The organism is Amycolatopsis sp. NPDC049159, assembly GCF_040648295.1.
Classification (GTDB): Bacteria; Actinomycetota; Actinomycetes; order Mycobacteriales; family Pseudonocardiaceae; genus Amycolatopsis; species Amycolatopsis pretoriensis_A.
In genome coordinates, this window is the sequence record NZ_JBEZDL010000022.1 from 57,439 (window position 1) to 75,172 (window position 17,734).

Genomic DNA, 17,734 nt, shown 5'->3' on the forward strand with positions numbered 1-17,734 from the left:
CGGCTCACGGCGTCATGTCCAGCTTCGCCGCCGCGCGCAGCAGTCCGGGCGTCAGCCGCGAAAGGACCAAGGCCACCTTCGCCTCCGGTGTGGACGGTGCGATCGCGGTGTCCTTCTCGACGGCCCGCAGGATGTCCTTGGCGACCCCCTCGGGCCCGAAACCCCTTCGCGCGTAAAGCTTCGAGCTGGCCTGCTGACGCCGTCGTTGCTCCTCGTCGGACACCCCGACGAACGTCGTCGTGTTCGTGATGTTCGTCTTCACGATGCCGGGGCACACCGCCGTGACGCCGATGTGGTGCGCGGCCAGCTCGGCGCGCAGGCCGACGCTCAACGCCAGCACGGCGGACTTCGTCGTGGCGTACGCGGTCAGGATCTTCGACGGCAGGTAGGCGGCCGCGGAGGCGAGGTTGACGATCTGACCGCCTTCCGCGCGCTCGGCGAGCATCGGCGCGAACGCGCGGCAGCCGTGGATCACGCCCCACAGGTTCACGTCGATGACGCGCTCCCAGTCCTCGACGGTCGTGTCGAGGAACGGGCCGGACATCCCGATGCCGGCGTTGTTGACCACGATGTCCGGCACACCGTGGTTCTCCCGGACGTCCTGCGCGAAGCGGTGCACGGCGGGACCGTCCGAAGAGTCCACTGTGTACTCGGCGACGCCGTGGTCTTCCAGCAGCTTAAGGGTTTCCGCGGCTGCGGCGGGATCGATGTCGGTGATGACGACGTCGGCGCCCTCGGCGGCGAAGGCGAGCGCGGTGGCCCGGCCGATGCCGCTGCCGGCGCCGGTGACGACGACCAGCTTGTGCTCGAACCGGCCGGCCCCCACGCGCGCCTGGCGCAGCGCGCGGCTTTCGGCGCCGGTCTCGGCGTACTCGATCAGCTCGGCGGCGGCCCGGGCGACCACCTCGGGCTTGGCGCGGGTGACCCAGTGCGTCCCGACGACCCGGCGGATCCGCAGGTCCGGCACCCAGCGGACGACCTCGGTCTGCAGCGGCGTCGTGACGTAGGCGTCGCCGGTCGGGGCGAGCACCTGCACGGGGACGTCGGCGGGCTTCGGGGCCGGTCGCGAAAGGCGGGTGAACATGTTGGCGCGGTAGAGCTCGAGCCCGTGCAGCCCGTCGGACTTCTCCGGCGGCGCCGCGTCCGGTTCCATCCGCTGGATCTGCTTGCCCAGCAGGCCGGTCCGCCACAGCAGGTCCGGGATGAGCGGGAACTGGAACGCGAGGATGTACCACGAGTGCAGGAACTGGCTCAGCGCGTTCTTCAGTCGCTTCGGCGTCGGCCGCGAGAGCTGCGCGCGGAACCAGGCGCCCGCGTGGTCGAGGCTCGGCCCGGAGATCGACGTGTAGGACGCGATCCGGCCGCGCAGCCCGTCACCGGTGACGGCGTGCCACGTCTGGATCGAGCCCCAGTCGTGGGCGACCAGGTGCACCTTGCCGGCCGGCTGCACCGCTTCGACGACCGCGCGCAGGTCGTCGGCCAGCTGGTCCAGCCGGTAGGACGAGCGTCCGGACGGCTTGTCCGACTGTCCGGCCCCGCGCACGTCGTAGGTGACGACGCGGTGCTTCACCCCGAGCGAGGCGGCCACCCCGCCCCACATCGAGCTGTTGTCCGGGTAGCCGTGCACGAGCACGACCGTGGGCCCGTCTTCGCGGCCGTCGACGTGGACCGAGAGGCGGACACCGTCGCTGGCGGTCACCCACTTGTGAGACATTCTGTCATGTTAGACAACCTGTCAACAGCAGCGTTCACCCGCGCGGCGGTTACGCGTGACCGGAAGTTCGGTTTTTTGCTTGTATGACAGCGTTTTCGTGGTTTCCCGTGGAACCAAGCGGTCCGGTGGACACCCTTGTCCACCGAACGGTGGACAGCCGGATTCAGCTGAGCGTTGCTCACGATCAAGCCCCCGGGCAGCCAAGCTGGAGCCATGACCACAGCAGTGAGCGTGCGCGGCCTGCGCAAGCAGTACCCCGGTCACCTGGCCGTGGCCGGGCTGGACCTGGACATCGCCCAGGGCGAGGTGTTCTCCCTGCTCGGGCCGAACGGTGCCGGGAAGACCACCACCGTCGAGATCCTCGAAGGCCACCGCCGGCGCACCGACGGCGAGGTCACCGTGCTCGGGGAGGACCCCGGCAAGGCCGGCCGCGCCTGGCGGGCCCGCATCGGCGTCGTCCTGCAGACCGCGACCGACGCCGCCGAGCTGACCGTCGCCGAGACCGTCCGGCACTTCGCGAAGTACTACCCGGACCCGCGCGACCCCGACGAGGTCATCGACAAGGTCGGGCTCACCGCGAAGGCGGGCGCCCGGGTCAAGTCGCTCTCCGGCGGCCAGCGGCGTCGTGTCGACGTCGCGCTCGGCATCGTCGGGCGCCCCGAACTGCTCTTCCTCGACGAGCCGACCACCGGCTTCGACCCCGAGGCGCGGCGCCAGTTCTGGGCGCTGATCAGCGACCTCGCCGTCGAAGGCACCACGATCCTGCTCACCACCCACTACCTCGACGAGGCCGAGGCGCTCGCCGACCGCGTCGCCGTGATCGCGCGCGGCGAGATCGTCGCGCAGGACACGCCGCGCGACCTCGGGGGCCGGGCCGCCGCCGAGGCGACCGTGCGGTGGGTGGACGAACGCGGTGAGCACGTCGAGCGCACCGCGTACCCGACGAAACTCGTGACCGAGCTCTCTGCTGGGGGTAGGGAGCTCGCCGGCCTCACCGTGACCAGGCCCAGCCTGGAGGACGTCTACCTGGACCTGATCGGAGAAAAGGCATGACCACGCTCGTACTCCCCGGCCCGCTCACGCTCGGGCTGGCCCGAGGCGGCACCGAGCTGCGGCAGTTCTTCCGCCACAAGGAACAGGTGGTCTTCACCTTCTCCCTGCCCGCGGTGCTGATGATCCTGCTCGGGTCCATCCTGGACGGTCCGACCGCGCTCGAAGGCGTCACGTCCGGGCAGCTGCTCGCGGCCGGGATGATCGGCTCCGGCATCGTCTCGACGTCGTTCAACAGCATCGCGACCGGCGTCTCCGGCGACCGCGAATCCGGCGCGCTCAAGCGCCTGCGCGGCACGCCGATGCCGCCCGCGTCCTACTTCATCGGCAAGGTGGTGCTGGTCGCGGTGTCCAGCCTGGCCCAGACCGTGCTGATGGCCGGCGTCGCGGTGCTGCTCTTCGGGCTCGAACTGCCGTCCGACCCGGCGAAGTGGCTGACTCTGCTGTGGGTGTTCGCGCTCGGCATCGTCTCCTGCACGCTGCTCGGGATCGCGATCAGCGCGCTCGCCAAGTCCACCAACGGCGCGGTCGCCATCGTGCAGATGCTGTACCTGGTGCTGCAGTTCATCTCGGGGGTGTTCGTCTCGCCGATCACCAACCTGCCGAAAGTTATGGTGGACATCGCTTCGTTCTTCCCCCTCAAGTGGATTTGCCAGGGCTTCCGGTCGGTGTTCCTGCCGGACGCCGCGGTGCGGATGGAGATGGCCGGGTCATGGGAGCTGCCGCGGGTGGCGCTGGTGCTGGGGATCTGGTGCGTGGTGGGCGCGGTGCTGGCGCGGCTGACGTTCCGGTGGACCGACGCGAAGTGAAGGACGCCTGGGACCGGTTCAACTGGCTCTGGGAAATCCTCTTCGCGGTGGCGTACCTGGCCACGACGGTGCTGGTGGTGCTGGACGAAGCCGATCCGGTGCGCACCGCCGTCGCGGTCGGGGCGCTCACCGCGCTCGCGCTGACCTACCTGCTGTGGGGCCGCGGGGTCGTCCGCGACGAAGGGCACGTCCGGCAGCGGTGGGCGCTGGCGCTCGTGGTCCTGGTGCTGGTCGCGGTCGCGATGTTCGCCAACACGACGACCAGCTTCATCCTGTTCATGGTGTGCCCGCTGCTGTTCTCGACGCTCGAGTTCCGGCCGGCCGCGGCGCTGACGACGTTCGCGATCCTGCTGAGCCCGGCGTCGGCGGTCATCAACGACGGGCTGGCCGGGCCGACGTTGCACATCCTGCTGCCGATGACCGCGATCCTGATCGTGTTCGGGATCCTGTCCGGCAAGTTCATCCTGCACGTCATCGAGGAAAGCCGGGCGCGGGCGGACCTGATCGCGCAGCTGGAAGCGAGCCAGGCCGAGGTCGCCCGCCTCTCCCGGGAGGCGGGCACGGCCGCCGAACGCGAGCGCCTCGCACGGGAAATCCACGACACCCTCGCCCAGGGGTTCACCAGCATCGTCACCCTCGCCCAGGCCATCGAGTCCGAAGTGGACACCGACCCGGTCGCGGCGCGGCGGCACGCCGAGCTGGCCACCCGGACCGCGCGCGACAACCTCACCGAGGCCCGCGCGATGGTCGCCGCGCTGGCCCCGGCCGACCTCACGTCGGGCTCGCTCGTCGACGCCGTCCGGCGGCAGGCCGACCGGCTGGCGGACGAGGCGGGGCTGTCCGTCCGGTACGAAGTGGACAGTGCGCTTCCCGCGCTGCCCATGGCCGGCGAGGTCGTCCTGCTGCGGGGCGCGCAGGAAGCGCTCAACAACGTCCGGCGGCACGCGGCGGCGTCCGCGGTGTCGGTCACGCTGTCCGTTGTGGACGATGCCGTCCGGCTGTCCGTCCGCGACGACGGCGCCGGCTTCGACCCGGACCGCGCCGAAGGGTTCGGCCTGCGGGGCATGCGCTCCCGGGCGGAGCAGGTCGGTGGCAGACTGAGCGTCCGGAGCGGCCCCAGCGGCACCGAACTCACCTTGGAGGTGCCCGCTTGATCCGCGTCATGCTGGTCGACGACCACCCGGTCGTCCGCGAAGGCCTCCGCGGCATGCTCGAAGCCGAGCCCGACCTGACGGTGGTCGGCGAAGCGGGCTCCGGCGACGAAGCCGTCGCGCTCGACCGCGTCACCGAACCCGACGTCGTGCTGATGGACCTGCGCATGCCGGGCCTCGACGGCGTCGGCGCGACCCGGCGGATCCTGCGCGAGCAGCCGGCCAGGCGGATCGTGGTGCTCACGACGTACGAAACGGACGCCGACATCCTGCGCGCGGTCGAGGCGGGCGCGTCCGGCTACCTGCTGAAGGACGCGTCCCGCACGGAACTGGCGAACGCGATCCGCGCGGCCGCCCGCGGCGAGACGGTGCTGGCGCCTTCGGTGGCGGGCAAGCTCGTCAACCGGGTGCGCAACCCGGAGCCGCAACCGCTTTCGGCGCGCGAAGTGGAGGTGCTGCACCTGGTCGCGAAGGGCGGCACGAACGCCGACATCGGCCGCGCGCTGCACATCAGCGAGGCGACGGTGAAGACGCACCTGCTGCGGGTGTTCGGCAAGCTCGGCGTGTCGGACCGCACGGCCGCGGTGACGACGGCGATGTCGAGGAACCTGCTCGGCTGAACCCCGGGCCCGCGATGCGGGGGAACCCATCGGCCTGGGCCACCGCCACCCCACTCGGCTGAACCCCGGAACCTGCTTCCCCAGCCTCGCCCCAGCGCCGCAACCCCAACCCGCCATGCGTGGGAACCCACCGGACCGGCCCCGCGCCACCACAGCCCGCGACCCGCTGGGCTGACCTCGGCACGCCGCCACCCCGCCGCACCTCGCCCAGCGCCGCGACCCGCCCAGCCGGCCCGGGCCACCGCGACCCCGCTCGGCTGAACCCCGGGCCCTGCTTCCCCCGCCGCCGCGCGGCAGAATGCCCTCATGCTTGAGTCGACCGAACACGCCCTGCTCCGCCGGATCGCCCACGAGCAGGCGGCCTGCCGGGCGCCGTCGCTGGTTGCCGCTGTTGTGCGGGACGGCGAAATCGTCTGGTCCGGTGGCCGCGGGCGGGTCGGGGGCTCGCGGCCCGGGACCGACACCCAGTACCGGCTGGGCTCGATCACCAAGACCCTCGTCGCCACCGCCGTCATGCGCCTGCGCGACGAAGGGCTGCTCGACCTCAACGACCCGCTCGAAAAGCACGTCCCCGGCACGCCGTTCGGCGCCGCCACCGTCGCGCAGCTGCTGTCGCACACCTCCGGGCTGACGTCCGAGTCGCCGGGACTCTGGTGGGAGCGGACGCCGGGCGCCGACTGGGACGCGCTCGTCGGCAGTCTCGCCGAGGGCGCCACCAAGCACCGGCCGGGCGCGAAGTTCCACTACTCCAACGTCGGCTACGGCGTGCTCGGCGAGCTCGTCTCGCGCCACCGCGGCAAGGGCTGGCTCTCCGTGCTCGACGAGGAGGTGCTCGGCCCGCTCGGGATGACCCGCACCACGCCGCACCCGACCGGCGCGCACGCCGAAGGCTTCGCCGTGCACCCCTTCGCCGACATCCTGCTGCCCGAGCCGAGCCCGGACGCCGGCGCGATGGCCCCCGCCGGGCAGCTGTGGTCCACCGCGACCGACCTCGGGCGCTGGACGGCGTTCCTCGGCGGGCACGGCGGCGGCGTACTGGCGCCGGAGACCATCGAGGAAATGCGGACCATGGTCACCGTCGACGACACCGACGTCTGGACGACCGGGTTCGGGCTCGGCCTGATGCTCGTGCGCTACGGCGGCCGGCGGCTGGCCGGGCACACCGGCTCGATGCCCGGCTTCCTCGCCGTCACGCTGGTCGACCCGGTCGCGCAGACCGGCGCGCTGGTGCTCACCAACTCGACGTCCGGCGTCGGCATCACCCAGCTCTGCCTGGACCTCATCACGATGACCGACGAGCGGGAGCCGCGCCTGCCCGTCGAGTGGGAGCCCACCGCCGTCGACCCGGAGCTGCTTGCGCTGACCGGGCTCTGGCACTGGGGCCCGACGCCGTACCACCTGCGCATGCAGCCCGAGGGCGTGCTCCTGCTGGCGCCGGTCGAGGGCGCCGGGCGCAGCTCGCGCTTCCGCGCGACCGGGAAGGACACCTACGTCGGTCTCGACGGCTACTACTCCGGCGAGACGCTCGAAGTGGGCCGCGGCGCCGACGGCGTGGCCACCCACCTCGACCTGGCGACCTTCATCTTCACGCGCACGCCGTACGACCCCGCCGCACCGGTCCCGGGCGGCGTCGAGGACTGGCGCTGACCGGCCGGGCCCCGCTCACACCCCCAGCGCGGTGGTGAGCGGGGCCCTCAGGTCAGTGCGGCCGTGCCCGCCGCGTAGGCGACGGACACGGCGAACCGGGTGGCGATGCGCTTGCCTTCGCCCCAGTCGAACACCCCGAACTTCAGCTGGGTCTGCACGGTGATCGTCGAACCCTGCGCCGCCGGCGAAACCATCGCGGTGACGACCTGACCCCAGCTGAGGAAGGTCATCCCGGTGCGGCAGGTGACATAGCCGCGCTGGGCGTCGTAGAACGGGCCCTGCCCGCCGATCGCCGTGACCCCGGCGGGGAGCGCGTTCCACAGCACCTGCGGCGGCACCGGGAAACTCTGCTGCACTGTCGTCATGGCGGGCCAACCTACCGGGCCGAGCGATCCGCGGGCACCGTGTTTTTCCGGTCACGGCGGTGGACGCCGAGCTCGCCGACGGCGTAACCGTCCCCGTCCGGAAGGCCGATGACGAGGTGCTCCGAAGGCCACCCGGCCAGCCACACCCGGCGACGGCCGGCCAGCTCGGCGGCGACGTCGGCCGGGGCCGCGGCCAGGTGGAACTTGATCCGGTGGGCACCGGGCAGCACGGCCCAGCCGTCGACCGGCTCGCCCGGACGCACGTCGAACGCCGCGGCGGCGACCTCCGTCCAGCGGCCGTCCAGGCACCGCGCGATCTCGGCGAGTTCGGACCGCCACCCGGCCAGGCCCAGCACGACCAGCAGGCCCGGGACCGGCACCAGCATCGGCAGCCAGCCGCCGTCGAAGACGATGGCCGCCGCTTCGGCGCCGACGGCGAAGACGGCGGCCGTCCAGACCGCCGCGGTCCGGGCAGCGAGCCGCCACCGGACCCGGGAGCGACGGCGCAAGCGGACCCGACGGCTCGGGCGTTCCTCGCCGGTCACCCACCACGGCAGCCGCCGGACGAAGACCAGCGCCAGCGTCGCCGCGAACCCGACGGGCAGGCCGATGGCGGTGGTGCCGGTCCACCCCTCGACGAGGAGGTGCACCGCGGCCACCACCGCGAACCAGGCGAAAAAGTACCAACGAGGCTTCATCGATTCCACATGTCGGACACCTGGCCACCTGTGTTAGCTGCTGCATCCCGACCTGAGAGACTGGCCACATGACCGACGCTGAGTTGACCATCCCCGCAGACCTCAAGCCGGCCGACGGCCGCTTCGGCTGCGGACCGTCGAAGGTCCGCGCCGAGCAGCTGAGCGCACTGGCGGAGTCCGGCTCCACCTACCTCGGCACGTCGCACCGGCAGAAGCCGGTCAAGTCCCTCGTCGGGCGTGTCCGGGCCGGCCTGTCCGAGCTCTTCTCGCTGCCCGAGGGCTACGAAGTGATCCTCGGCAACGGCGGCACCACGGCGTTCTGGGACGCGGCCGCGTTCGGCCTGGTCCGCGAGCGCTCGCAGCACTTCACCTACGGCGAGTTCTCCTCGAAGTTCGCCTCCGTGACCAGGGGCGCGCCGTTCCTGGCCGACCCGATCGTCGTCAAGGCCGACGCCGGCAGCGCGCCGGACATCGCCTACGAAGCCGGCGCGGACCTGGTCGGCTGGGCGCACAACGAGACGTCGACCGGTGTCGCCGTCCCCGTTCGCCGTCCGGAAGGCTCCGAAGGCGCGCTGGTCGCGATCGACGCCACCTCCGGTGCCGGCGGCCTCCCGGTCAAGGCCGAGGACTTCGACGTCTACTACTTCGCGCCGCAGAAGTCGTTCGCCGCGGACGGCGGGCTGTGGATCGCGCTGGCCTCCCCGGCCGCGGTCGAGCGCATCGGCGAGATCGGCGGCGGCGACCGCTGGATCCCCGAGTTCCTGTCGCTGACCACCGCGCTGGACAACTCCCGCAAGGACCAGACGTACAACACCCCGGCCGTGGCCACGCTGTTCCTGCTCGCCGAGCAGATCGAGTGGATGAACGGCCAGGGCGGCCTCGAGTGGACGACCGCGCGCACGAAGGACTCGTCGTCGCGGCTGTACGAGTGGGCCGAGAAGACCAGCTACACCACGCCGTTCGTCAAGGACGCGGACCTGCGCTCGCAGGTCGTCGGCACGGTCGACTTCAGCGACGACGTCGACGCCGCCGCGGTGGCGAAGGTGCTGCGCGCCAACGGGATCGTCGACACCGAGCCGTACCGCAAGCTGGGCCGCAACCAGCTGCGCGTCGGCCTGTTCCCGGCCATCGACCCGGACGACGTCACGAAGCTCACGCAGAGCATCGAGTACGTGGTCGAGCGGCTCAGCTGACCCGGGGTTCCGCGGAGGGGACCTTCGCCACTTCGGCGGCGGAGGTCCCCTTCTGCGTGCTCAGGCGGCGGGCGCCGAACGCGGCCAGGGCCAGCAGAAGCAGGCCGAACAGTTCGTAGGACTCGGTGGCGAGCCACCAGGTCGCGGACGGCGCCGGCCGTGGGGCGAACCACATCGGGCCGGCGATGAACAACGCCACTCCCGCGACGACGACCGCGGCCGCCACCCACCGGACCGCCCGGTCGAAGCGCCACGCGTACCACCCGGCGAGGACGAGGATCGGCACGCACCACGTCCAGTGGTGGGTCCACGAGATCGGCGAGACGAGCAGCCCGCCGAGCGCACAGGCGGTGAGCCCGAGCACCGGCTCGGCGGCCCGCACGATGATCACCGCGACCAGGGCCATCACGGCCACCGCGGCCAGCACCCACACGGACTCCGGCAGGCCGGCGCGCACGGTCAGGCCGTGCAGCGACTGGTTGCCGACGTAGTCGACGCCGCCGATGCGGCCCGCGTCGAAGACGAGCTTCGTCCAGTACGTGACCGACGCCGACGGCCGGACCAGCCACAGCAGCGCCCCGGCCGCGAGGAAGCCGCCGACCACCCGCGCGGCCGACTTGAAGTCGCGGCGGAACAGGAAGTAGACGACGAAGACGGCCGGCGTCAGCTTGATCGCCGCGGCCACGCCGATCAGCAGGCCCTTCGTCCGCTTCCGCTCGCCGGGCAGCAGCACGTCGAGCACCACCAGCACCATGAGCAGCGCGTTGATCTGCCCGAAGCCGAGCGTCGAGCGCACCGGCTCCAGCAGGGCGCCGGCGAGCTGCGCGCCGATCGCGACCAGCGCGGCCACCGCGCGGCCGTTGACCTTCGACGTGTCGGTGAGCGAGCCGTTGAGCGTCGCGACGTAGAGGTAGGCGACGACGCCGGTCGCGAGGATCGACGCGATGCTGACCAGCTTCATCGTCACCGCGAACGGCAGCAGCGTGCCGGGCAGGAACACCGCCGCGGCGAACGGCGTGTACGTGAACGGCAGCAGGATCTGGTGCGTGGTCGGCACCCAGGCGTCGTACGGCGTGCCCTGCTGGGCCAGCGCCTGGGCGCCGCCCAGGTAAACCTCCAGGTCGAGGCCGTCGAACCGCTTCAGGACGAGGACCAGGACGACCGCGGCGACCTCGAGCACCGCGAGGGACCACAGCAGTTTCCGCCCAGTCAACGCGTCCCCCTCGAACCCGGTCTCCGACCGGCCGAGATTACCGGGCGCTCAGCAGCAGCCGCGCACCGGCAACCGCACTGACCTGGCCTTCGCCGAGGGCGGCCGGTTCGCCGCGGCTTCGGCGTCGGCGAGCAGCCGGGCGCGCGCGGCCCGGTCGAGCACGCGGCCGGCGGTGACGACGGTGTCGATCCGCCGGACCGCGCGGATGTCGGCGAGCGGGTCGGCGTCCAGCAGCACCAGGTCGGCGGCCTTGCCGGGGCCGATCGTCCCGACGCTCGCCGAGCGGCCGAGGAACGCGGCCGCGTCGCGGGTGACGGTCTGCAGCGCCCGTTTCGGCGTCAGCCCGGCCTCGACGAGGTGGTCGAGCTCGTCGTGCAGGCTGAAGCCCGGGAAGACGTACGGGTTCTGGCAGTCGGTCCCGCCGAGGAGCCCGACGCCGTTGCGGTACGCCTCGCCGGTCAGCCGCAGCTGCGCCTGGAAGTAGTCCTCCTGCTGGGCGACCTGATCCGGTGTGACCGGCGTGAAGAGCGTGAGCCGGTCGGCCCAGTAGTCGCGGATGTCCTGGGAGACGTACTTGAGCCGCGGGTCGTGCGCGAAGGTGTCGGCGGGCTTCGAAATGACGCGGTTGACCGCGAACGTGGGCGTCAGCCAGCTGCCGAGCGCGTTGAGCCCGGCGAAGTGGCGTTCGGCCGTTTTCGGGTCGTAGGCCTGGGCGGCCTGCCGGTCGAGTTCGCGGGCGAGGTTGAAGAAGTCGCGCGGGGCCTTCGGGTCGAACGGCTTCGCGTCGAGGCGGGCGAGGAACTCGTCGCGCCGGCTCGAGGTCGCGATCGGCAGTCCGAAGGAGTGCTCGAAGCTGCGCTGCCCGTAGCGGGCGGCCTCCAGCTGCCCCATCCGGTACGGCCAGTGCCCGGCGAAGGTCAGGCCGAGCCGGTCGCACTCGTCGGCGATCGCGGTGAAGCACTCGCGCGGCAGGTAGAAGTAGACCTTGACGAAGTCCGCGCCCTGCGCCGCGGCGGTCCGGACCGCCGCCCGCGCTTCCTGGGCGTTCGCGACCTGGGTGATCGGCGGGCCGAGCAGGGACACCGGCCCGTCGATGATCGCGCTGGCCAGCACGACCCGCGGGCCGAGCAGCTCACCGCGGACGATCTTGTCGCGGGTGGCGCGGTTCTCGGCGTAACCCTGCATCTCACGGATGCCGGTGACGCCGTTGGCCAGGAACAGTGGCGGCCACAGCTCTTCCATCTCGATGCCGTGGGCGTGCATGTCCCAGAGCCCCGGCACGAGCCAGCGGCCGCGGCCGTCGATCACCCGGGCGGTGCCCCAGCGCGGCACTTCGGCGGCCGGGCCGACCCAGGCGATCCGGTCCCCGACCAGCACGACCGCGGAGTTCGGGCGGGCCGGGCCGTCGGTGCCGTCGACGACGGTCGCCCCGGTCACCACGACGACGTCGGTGCCGGCCGCGGCGGCCTCCCGCGCGAACACCGCGGGTGCGATCCCGGCGGCGGCCAGACCCGCGCCCGCCGTGGCCAGCCACCGCAGGAAGTCCCGCCGGTTCGCCTCGACTCGCACCAAGCCCACCCACCCTTCGCTCACGACCCCGGTGCCCATTCAACGCGGGCGCGATCGAGCGCGAAATCTTCCAACGTGCTGAATCCCGGCCGGCGAGTAACCCGTTACCCGGCGTCCGTGTCATCGCCCGGCCCCCGCCCCAGCCGCCCCCACCCGACGCCGTGAACGACTCGTTCATGTCGTCCGGCGACATGAACGAGTCGTTCACCGCACCCCGGGTCAGGCCAGCGCCTGCGTGGGCGGCAGCCGGGCCGCCCGCATCGCCGGGTAGGCGCCCGCGACCGCCCCCACCAGGGCCGCGACCCCCACCCCGCCGGCCAGCGCCCCGGCCGGCAGCACCGCCGGCCACCCCTGGCTCAGCGCGTACCCCGCGGTCACCAGCACCCCGGCCAGCACGCCCGCGAGCCCGCCCAGCCCGGACAGCAGCACTGACTCGGCCAGGAACTGGCCGCGGACCTGCCGCTTCGTCGCGCCGAGCGCGCGGCGGAGGCCGATCTCGCGCCGTCGTTCCAGCACCGAGATCACCATCGTGTTCGCCACCCCGACCCCGCCGACGAGCAGCGCGACCCCGCCGAGCCCGAGGAACAGCGCGCTGTACGTCGTGTCCGTCAGCTTCTGCGCGGCGAGCGCGTCCGACGGGCGGCGCACCTCGACCTCGTTGGGCGCCTGCGGGTTCAGCGTCGCGGCCAGCACCGACCGCACACTGTCCACTTGGGACTCCTCGGCGCGGGCGTACACCGTGGACGGGTGGCCGTCGAAGCCGAGCAGCCGCTTCGCGACGTCCCAGCCGACCAGCGCCGACCGCTCGATCTCCGGCGCGAGCGGCATCGGCGCGAGGATCCCGGCCACGGTGAACCACTGCGTCCCGATCAGCACCTGCGGCGGGCGGGCCGGGTCGACGTGGTCGATGCCGAGGCGGGCCGCGGCCTGCGAACCCAGCACCACCACCGGGTAGTCCTGGTCGCCCGCCGCCAGGAACCTGCCGGTCCGGACCTTGCCGCCGAGCACGCCCAGCAGGTCCGGCCGCGCCGCGTACACGGCCAGCCCGGAGGAGTCGTTCGGCGCGATCTTGTCGCTGCGGCGCACGTTCGCCGACGTCGTCCCGGTGCCGCTGACCGCCTGCACCGGCCCGATCCGCTTCGCCATCGGGACGGCGTCGTCGGGCAGGGTCGCGTCGGCCCCGAACAACGTCTGCCCCGGCCCGGCCGTCAGCAGGTTGGTGCCCAGCGCGGCCAGCCGGTCGTGCAGCGCCTGCGCGCCGGACGCCGGGATCGCCAGCACCGCGACCATCGCCGCGACGCCGATCGCGATGCCCAGCGCGGAAAGCACCGCGCGCACCGGCCGCGTGCGCATGCCGTGCGCGCCCAGCGCGACGACGTCCGGCGGCTTGAGCCGGGCCGGTTCCGGCAGCGTCACGAGGGTCATCGCGCACCCACCAGACCGGTGTCCAGCCGCAGCCGCCCGTCGAGCAGCTCGATCCGGCGCGGCATGCCGGCCGCGATCTCGCGGTCGTGGGTGATCACGACGATCGTGGTGCCCTCCGCCGAAAGCTCGCCGAGCAGCCCGAGCACGGACGCGCCGGTGCCGGTGTCGAGGTTGCCGGTCGGCTCGTCGGCCAGCAGGATCGACGGCTCGTTGACCACCGCCCGCGCGATCGCGACGCGCTGGCGCTCCCCGCCGGACAGCTCGCCGGGGCGGTGCCACGCCCGGTGCCCCAGCTTGACGCGGTCGAGCGCGGCGAGCGCCCGGTCGCGCCGCCGCCGTCGCGGCACCCCGGCGTAGAGCAGCCCGGTGCACACGTTGTCCACCGCACTCATCCCTTCGTCGAGGAAGAACTGCTGGAACACGAACCCGATCCAGCGCGACCGCAGCGCGGAGACCTTGCGGTCCGGCAGCGCGGCGACGTCGTGGCCGTGCAGCTCGATCCGCCCGGACGAGGGCCGGTCGAGCGTGCCCATCAGGTGCAGCAGCGTCGACTTGCCGGACCCGGACGGCCCGACGATCGCGACCATTTCGCCGTCCTCCAGGGAAAGCGAGACGCCGTCGAGCGCGGCGACGCCGCCGGGGTAGGTGCGCGTGGCCTCGTGCACGCGCAGCACGGGCGTCACGACGTCGTCACCACCCGCATGCCCGCGGTCAGGCCGTCGCCGGTGACCTCGACCTTGCCGCCGCTGAACAGTCCGGTTCGGACAGCCACCAGCCGGCGCTTGCCGTTTTCGTCGACTTCGACCGCGTACCCGCCTTCGGCGAGCGCGAGCAGGGTGCCGACCGGGACCGCCAGCACGCCCTGGTGGACGTCCTTGGTGAACCGGACGCTCGCCGGCGAGGAGTCGAGGGGGCCGCCCGCAGCCGGGTCGTCGAGCCGGACGGTGACGGTGATCGTGGGCTTGCCGTCGTTGTTGCCCGCCGCGTCCTTGCCCTCTACCGCCGAGCGCCCGACGTCGGTGATCGTGCCCGTCGTCGGCTTCCCGTTGATCGTCACGGTCGCCTTCGCGCCCTGCTGCGCGAGGTCCTGCTTGGCCGCCTCGAGCTTCACCTGCACCGACCGGACGGTCCCGGTCGTCTTGAGCACCTCGCCCTGTGCCGGCGAGCCGGGCTTGGCGGCGAGCGACGACACCCGGACCTCACCCGCCGCGAGCACGACGTCGCCCTGGCCGAACGCGCCGGTCTGCTCCAAGCCGAGCGACTTCTGCCACTTCTTCAGCGCGGCCGCCGTCGCCGACGTGAACTTCTTGTCCGGTGTGCCGAACCCGCCGAAGCCGCACGCCTTGAGGTTCTCCTCCAGCTGCTTGACGTCGGCGCCGTCGGCCGCGCCGGCGGCGAGGTCGCGGTAGAAGGGGAGCGTGCCGTAGAACAGCGGCACCGGCTTCGCGTCCACTCCGTACACCGCCTGGCAGCGGGTGATCTCGGCGCCGGCCGCGGGCAGCGACGTGATCGTGCCGGGCTTGCGGCCCTGGACGGTGTCCTCATCGCCGTAGCCGAGCGTGCCGTCGGCTTCCTCTTCCTCGCTGAGGTCGGTCTTGACGACCTCGGCGGTCTCCACCGGCGGCGGCGCGGCTTCCTTCACCGGCGTCGCGCTCGACACCCGCGTCAGGATCACGACGGAGCCGGTGCCCAGCACCACGACGAGGACCGCGGCGGCGACGAACCACCGGGTCCGGCCGCGCCGGCGGGGCTTGAGTTCGGTCACGTGACTCATCGCGCCGGCGCCGCCTTCACGCTCATGCCCATGCCGCACGCCTTCGCGGCCGCTTCGAACTTCTTCGGGTCGTCGCCCGGCCCGCCGACGCGCATCGTCCCCTTGCCGCTCGGGTCGGGGTCGGGCATGTCGACGCCGTGGTCGCGCATGCACTTGGCGTCCTTGCGCATCTTGTCGAGCTCCTCGGCGCTCGGCGGCTTCATCTCGCCGCCGTTGGGCATGAGGTGCTTGCACGCCTTCTGCGCGGCTTCGATCTTCGAGGCGTCGGCGCCGTCCCCGCCCAGGGTGATCGCCATGCCCCCGCCGTCACCGGCCGGTTTGGGGTCGGGCATGTCGACGCCGTGCTCGCGCATGCACTTGGCGAACTCGCGCATCTTGTCTTCGTCGCTCTTTCCGCTGGTGTCAGCCGCAGTGGGCCCGCCCGGCTTCGGCGGCGTCGAAATCGAGGCGACCTTGCCGCCGTCGTCTCCCTTGGCGCCGCAGCCCCCGAGCAGCAGCGCCGCCCCGAGCGCCGCGACGACGATCCGTGTCCGCATGGCTCGCTCCTTTCTTCTCCGGTCGGGTGCCAGGTCTACGAATCCGGGGATTCGGGCGCGCTAAGCGACGTCGCTTATGCGGTCCTTATGGTCTGCCTGCGCAGACTGGGCGGGTGCGGGTGCTGGTGGTGGAGGACGAGCGGCTCTTGGCCGACTCGGTCGCGGAGGGGCTGCGGCGGTTTTCGATGGCCGTCGACGTCTGCTACGACGGCGCGCAGGCCCTGGAACGGGTCGGCGTGCACGGCTACGACGTCGTGGTGCTGGACCGCGACCTGCCGCTGGTGCACGGCGACGACGTCTGCGCCGCGGTGGTCCGTGCGGGCGGCGAGGCGCGGGTGCTGATGCTGACCGCGGCCGCCGACGTCACCGACCGGGTGGCCGGGCTGGGCCTCGGCGCCGACGACTACCTGACGAAGCCGTTCGCGTTCGCCGAGCTGGTCGCCCGGGTCCAGGCGCTGTCGCGGCGCGCGCGGCCCGCGTTGCCGCCGGTGCTGGAACGCGGCGGTGTCGTCCTCGACCTGCCGCGCCACCAGGCCGCCCGCGACGGCCGGTTCCTGCTGCTCTCGCCGAAGGAGTTCGCCGTGCTCGAGGTCTTGATGCGCGCGGAAGGCACGGTGGTCAGCGCCGAGGACCTGCTGGACAAGGCGTGGGACGAGCACGCGGACCCGTTCACGAACGCGGTGCGCGTCGCGGTGATGACGTTGCGGCGCAAGCTCGGCGACCCGCCGGTGATCGAGACCGTGCCCGGTGCCGGCTACCGGTTCGGCACGCCGTGAACGGCTTTTCGGTCCGCGCGAAGCTCACCGCCTGGTACGGCGCGCTGTTCCTGCTCGCCGGGCTGGTGCTCGTGGTGATCAACTACCTGCTGGTGCAGAGCACGCTGCCGGACCCGACCCGGGTCGCGTCGACGACGATCGGCTCGGCCGACGCCACCTACGGCATCGCGGCCGGCACACCCTTGCCGTCCGAAGGCGTCGCCGTGCGGCTGCTCAGCGGCTCACTCGACGAGTACCGCTCCTCGACGCTCTCGACGTTGCTCGTCGGCTCGGCGATCGCGCTGGTGGCGACGGCCGGGCTGGCGGTGCTGTTCGGCTGGCTGATGGCCGGGCGCGCGCTGCGGCCCCTGCACGACATCACCTCGACCGCGCGCCGGCTCGAGGCGGGCAAGCTCGACCGCCGCATCAACCTGGAGGGCCCGCCCGACGAGCTGAAGGAGCTGGCGGACACGTTCGACGGCATGCTCGACCGGCTCGCGGAGTCGTTCGACAGCCAGAAGCGGTTCGTCGCGAACGCGTCGCACGAGCTGCGGACGCCGCTGGCCGTGCAACGGACGCTGATCGAAGTGGCGATGGCCGACCCGGAGGTGACGCCGGAGCTGCGGAAGCTCGGCACGCACCTGCTCCACACGAACGAGCGCAGCGAACGGATGATCGAGGGCCTGCTGGTCCTCGCCCGCAGCGACCGCGGCCTCCACGCGCGCGCACCGGTCCGGCTGGACGCCGTAGTGGCTTCGGTGGTCCGGGCGACGGCCGCCCAGGCGTCGACGGCGGGGGTGACGGTGGAGACGCGCCTGCGCCCCCGGGTGGTGGCGGGCGACCCGGTCCTGCTGGAACGGCTGGTGACGAACCTAATGGTCAACGCGATCACGTACAACGCTTCGGGCGGCTGGGTGTACGTCGAGGTCCGCGGCGACCCGGCCCTGGAGGTGCGCAACTCGGGTCCGGTGGTGCCGCCCGACGCCGTGCCGACGTTGTTCGAGCCGTTCCGCCGGGTGGGGTCGGAGCGGACGGGCGACACGCGCAACGCGGGACTGGGGTTGTCGATCGTCCGCTCGGTGGCCCAGGCCCACGCGGGCTACACGGAGGCCCAGCCCGGCCGGCGCGGCGGCCTCACGGTGACGGTCCGGTTGCCGCCCTCGTGAGTGGTGGAGGCTGAGCGGCCGGCCGGCTCGGACGTCATGAACGAGTCGT

General features: G+C 72.5%; 17 protein-coding genes. 8 read left to right on the top strand and 9 right to left on the bottom strand.

Annotation, left to right across the window (positions count from 1 at the left end):
- Positions 1-4 precede the first annotated feature (4 nt).
- Complete coding sequence (locus tag AB0B33_RS35165; protein WP_360780232.1) at positions 5-1,699, bottom strand: SDR family oxidoreductase; 1,695 nt, start codon at positions 1,697-1,699, stop codon at positions 5-7.
- Between the two features lie 228 nt (positions 1,700-1,927).
- Between AB0B33_RS35165 and AB0B33_RS35170 the strand changes: the two genes are divergently transcribed.
- The 5 genes from AB0B33_RS35170 to AB0B33_RS35190 all read left to right on the top strand — a co-directional run bounded on the left by AB0B33_RS35170 (position 1,928) and on the right by AB0B33_RS35190 (position 6,991).
- On the top strand, positions 1,928-2,767 hold the full coding sequence (locus AB0B33_RS35170) for an ABC transporter ATP-binding protein (protein ID WP_360779903.1): 840 nt from the start codon (positions 1,928-1,930) through the stop codon (positions 2,765-2,767).
- A complete protein-coding gene (locus AB0B33_RS35175; protein ID WP_360779906.1) occupies positions 2,764-3,573 on the top strand; it encodes an ABC transporter permease in 810 nt (269 codons plus the stop codon). Before AB0B33_RS35170 ends, AB0B33_RS35175 begins: the two co-directional genes overlap by 4 nt.
- Positions 3,570-4,727 (top strand): sensor histidine kinase, encoded by a 1,158-nt coding sequence (locus AB0B33_RS35180; RefSeq protein ID WP_360780234.1) that lies wholly within the window; start codon positions 3,570-3,572, stop codon positions 4,725-4,727. Before AB0B33_RS35175 ends, AB0B33_RS35180 begins: the two co-directional genes overlap by 4 nt.
- A complete protein-coding gene (locus tag AB0B33_RS35185) occupies positions 4,724-5,344 on the top strand; it encodes a response regulator transcription factor (protein WP_247017979.1) in 621 nt (206 codons plus the stop codon). Before AB0B33_RS35180 ends, AB0B33_RS35185 begins: the two co-directional genes overlap by 4 nt.
- 306 nt (positions 5,345-5,650) lie before the next feature.
- Positions 5,651-6,991, top strand: coding sequence for a serine hydrolase domain-containing protein (locus AB0B33_RS35190; RefSeq protein WP_360779909.1), 1,341 nt, complete (start codon positions 5,651-5,653; stop codon positions 6,989-6,991).
- A 47-nt stretch (positions 6,992-7,038) separates the two neighbouring features.
- Here the strand turns inward: AB0B33_RS35190 and AB0B33_RS35195 are convergent, their stop codons facing one another.
- Complete coding sequence (locus AB0B33_RS35195) at positions 7,039-7,356, bottom strand: hypothetical protein (RefSeq protein ID WP_247017975.1); 318 nt, start codon at positions 7,354-7,356, stop codon at positions 7,039-7,041.
- An 11-nt stretch (positions 7,357-7,367) separates the two neighbouring features.
- Positions 7,368-8,054 carry a hypothetical protein gene (locus AB0B33_RS35200; RefSeq protein WP_360779912.1) on the bottom strand — a complete coding sequence of 229 codons (687 nt, stop codon included), beginning with the start codon at positions 8,052-8,054 and terminating at the stop codon, positions 7,368-7,370.
- A 68-nt stretch (positions 8,055-8,122) separates the two neighbouring features.
- On the opposite strand from AB0B33_RS35200, the gene serC reads away from it, so the two are divergent.
- The gene (gene serC, locus AB0B33_RS35205; RefSeq protein WP_360779915.1) at positions 8,123-9,247 is read left to right on the top strand and encodes a phosphoserine transaminase; all 1,125 of its coding nucleotides are present in this window, start codon (positions 8,123-8,125) and stop codon (positions 9,245-9,247) included.
- Here the strand turns inward: serC and AB0B33_RS35210 are convergent.
- From AB0B33_RS35210 to AB0B33_RS35235, 6 genes are all read right to left on the bottom strand, one after another.
- On the bottom strand, positions 9,240-10,460 hold the full coding sequence (locus AB0B33_RS35210; protein WP_360779918.1) for a glycosyltransferase 87 family protein: 1,221 nt from the start codon (positions 10,458-10,460) through the stop codon (positions 9,240-9,242). The two genes, serC and AB0B33_RS35210, sit on opposite strands and share 8 nt — an antisense overlap.
- A gap of 48 nt (positions 10,461-10,508) precedes the next feature.
- The gene (locus AB0B33_RS35215; RefSeq protein ID WP_360780237.1) at positions 10,509-12,029 is read right to left on the bottom strand and encodes an amidohydrolase family protein; all 1,521 of its coding nucleotides are present in this window, start codon (positions 12,027-12,029) and stop codon (positions 10,509-10,511) included.
- A gap of 219 nt (positions 12,030-12,248) precedes the next feature.
- Positions 12,249-13,454: an ABC transporter permease gene (locus tag AB0B33_RS35220; RefSeq protein WP_360779921.1), complete on the bottom strand. Its 1,206-nt coding sequence runs from the start codon at positions 13,452-13,454 to the stop codon at positions 12,249-12,251.
- Positions 13,451-14,137 carry an ABC transporter ATP-binding protein gene (locus AB0B33_RS35225; RefSeq protein ID WP_360779924.1) on the bottom strand — a complete coding sequence of 229 codons (687 nt, stop codon included), beginning with the start codon at positions 14,135-14,137 and terminating at the stop codon, positions 13,451-13,453. The genes AB0B33_RS35220 and AB0B33_RS35225 overlap by 4 nt, the downstream gene beginning before the upstream one ends.
- Entirely contained in the window at positions 14,134-15,228 is a 1,095-nt protein-coding gene (locus AB0B33_RS35230; RefSeq protein WP_360779927.1) for a peptidoglycan-binding protein, read from the bottom strand. The genes AB0B33_RS35225 and AB0B33_RS35230 overlap by 4 nt, the downstream gene beginning before the upstream one ends.
- Complete coding sequence (locus tag AB0B33_RS35235) at positions 15,225-15,764, bottom strand: hypothetical protein (RefSeq protein ID WP_247017963.1); 540 nt, start codon at positions 15,762-15,764, stop codon at positions 15,225-15,227. The genes AB0B33_RS35230 and AB0B33_RS35235 overlap by 4 nt, the downstream gene beginning before the upstream one ends.
- A 113-nt stretch (positions 15,765-15,877) precedes the next feature.
- Here AB0B33_RS35235 and AB0B33_RS35240 point away from each other — a divergent pair, with 113 nt between their 5' ends.
- Positions 15,878-16,540 carry a response regulator transcription factor gene (locus AB0B33_RS35240; protein WP_247017961.1) on the top strand — a complete coding sequence of 221 codons (663 nt, stop codon included), beginning with the start codon at positions 15,878-15,880 and terminating at the stop codon, positions 16,538-16,540.
- Positions 16,537-17,685 carry an ATP-binding protein gene (locus AB0B33_RS35245; protein ID WP_360779931.1) on the top strand — a complete coding sequence of 383 codons (1,149 nt, stop codon included), beginning with the start codon at positions 16,537-16,539 and terminating at the stop codon, positions 17,683-17,685. Before AB0B33_RS35240 ends, AB0B33_RS35245 begins: the two co-directional genes overlap by 4 nt.
- Positions 17,686-17,734 lie beyond the last annotated feature (49 nt).

Excerpts from the sequence above, each read along its gene's own strand:
- AB0B33_RS35170 (WP_360779903.1), top strand. The coding sequence starts at position 1,928 with ATGACCACAGCAGTGAGCGTGCGCGGCCTGCGCAAGCAGTACCCCGGT.
- AB0B33_RS35175 (WP_360779906.1), top strand. The coding sequence starts at position 2,764 with ATGACCACGCTCGTACTCCCCGGCCCGCTCACGCTCGGGCTGGCCCGA.
- AB0B33_RS35190 (WP_360779909.1), top strand. The coding sequence starts at position 5,651 with ATGCTTGAGTCGACCGAACACGCCCTGCTCCGCCGGATCGCCCACGAG.
- AB0B33_RS35195 (WP_247017975.1), bottom strand. The coding sequence starts at position 7,356 with ATGACGACAGTGCAGCAGAGTTTCCCGGTGCCGCCGCAGGTGCTGTGG.
- AB0B33_RS35200 (WP_360779912.1), bottom strand. The coding sequence starts at position 8,054 with ATGAAGCCTCGTTGGTACTTTTTCGCCTGGTTCGCGGTGGTGGCCGCG.
- serC (WP_360779915.1), top strand. The coding sequence starts at position 8,123 with ATGACCGACGCTGAGTTGACCATCCCCGCAGACCTCAAGCCGGCCGAC.
- AB0B33_RS35220 (WP_360779921.1), bottom strand. The coding sequence starts at position 13,454 with ATGACCCTCGTGACGCTGCCGGAACCGGCCCGGCTCAAGCCGCCGGAC.
- AB0B33_RS35230 (WP_360779927.1), bottom strand. The coding sequence starts at position 15,228 with ATGAGTCACGTGACCGAACTCAAGCCCCGCCGGCGCGGCCGGACCCGG.
- AB0B33_RS35235 (WP_247017963.1), bottom strand. The coding sequence starts at position 15,764 with ATGCGGACACGGATCGTCGTCGCGGCGCTCGGGGCGGCGCTGCTGCTC.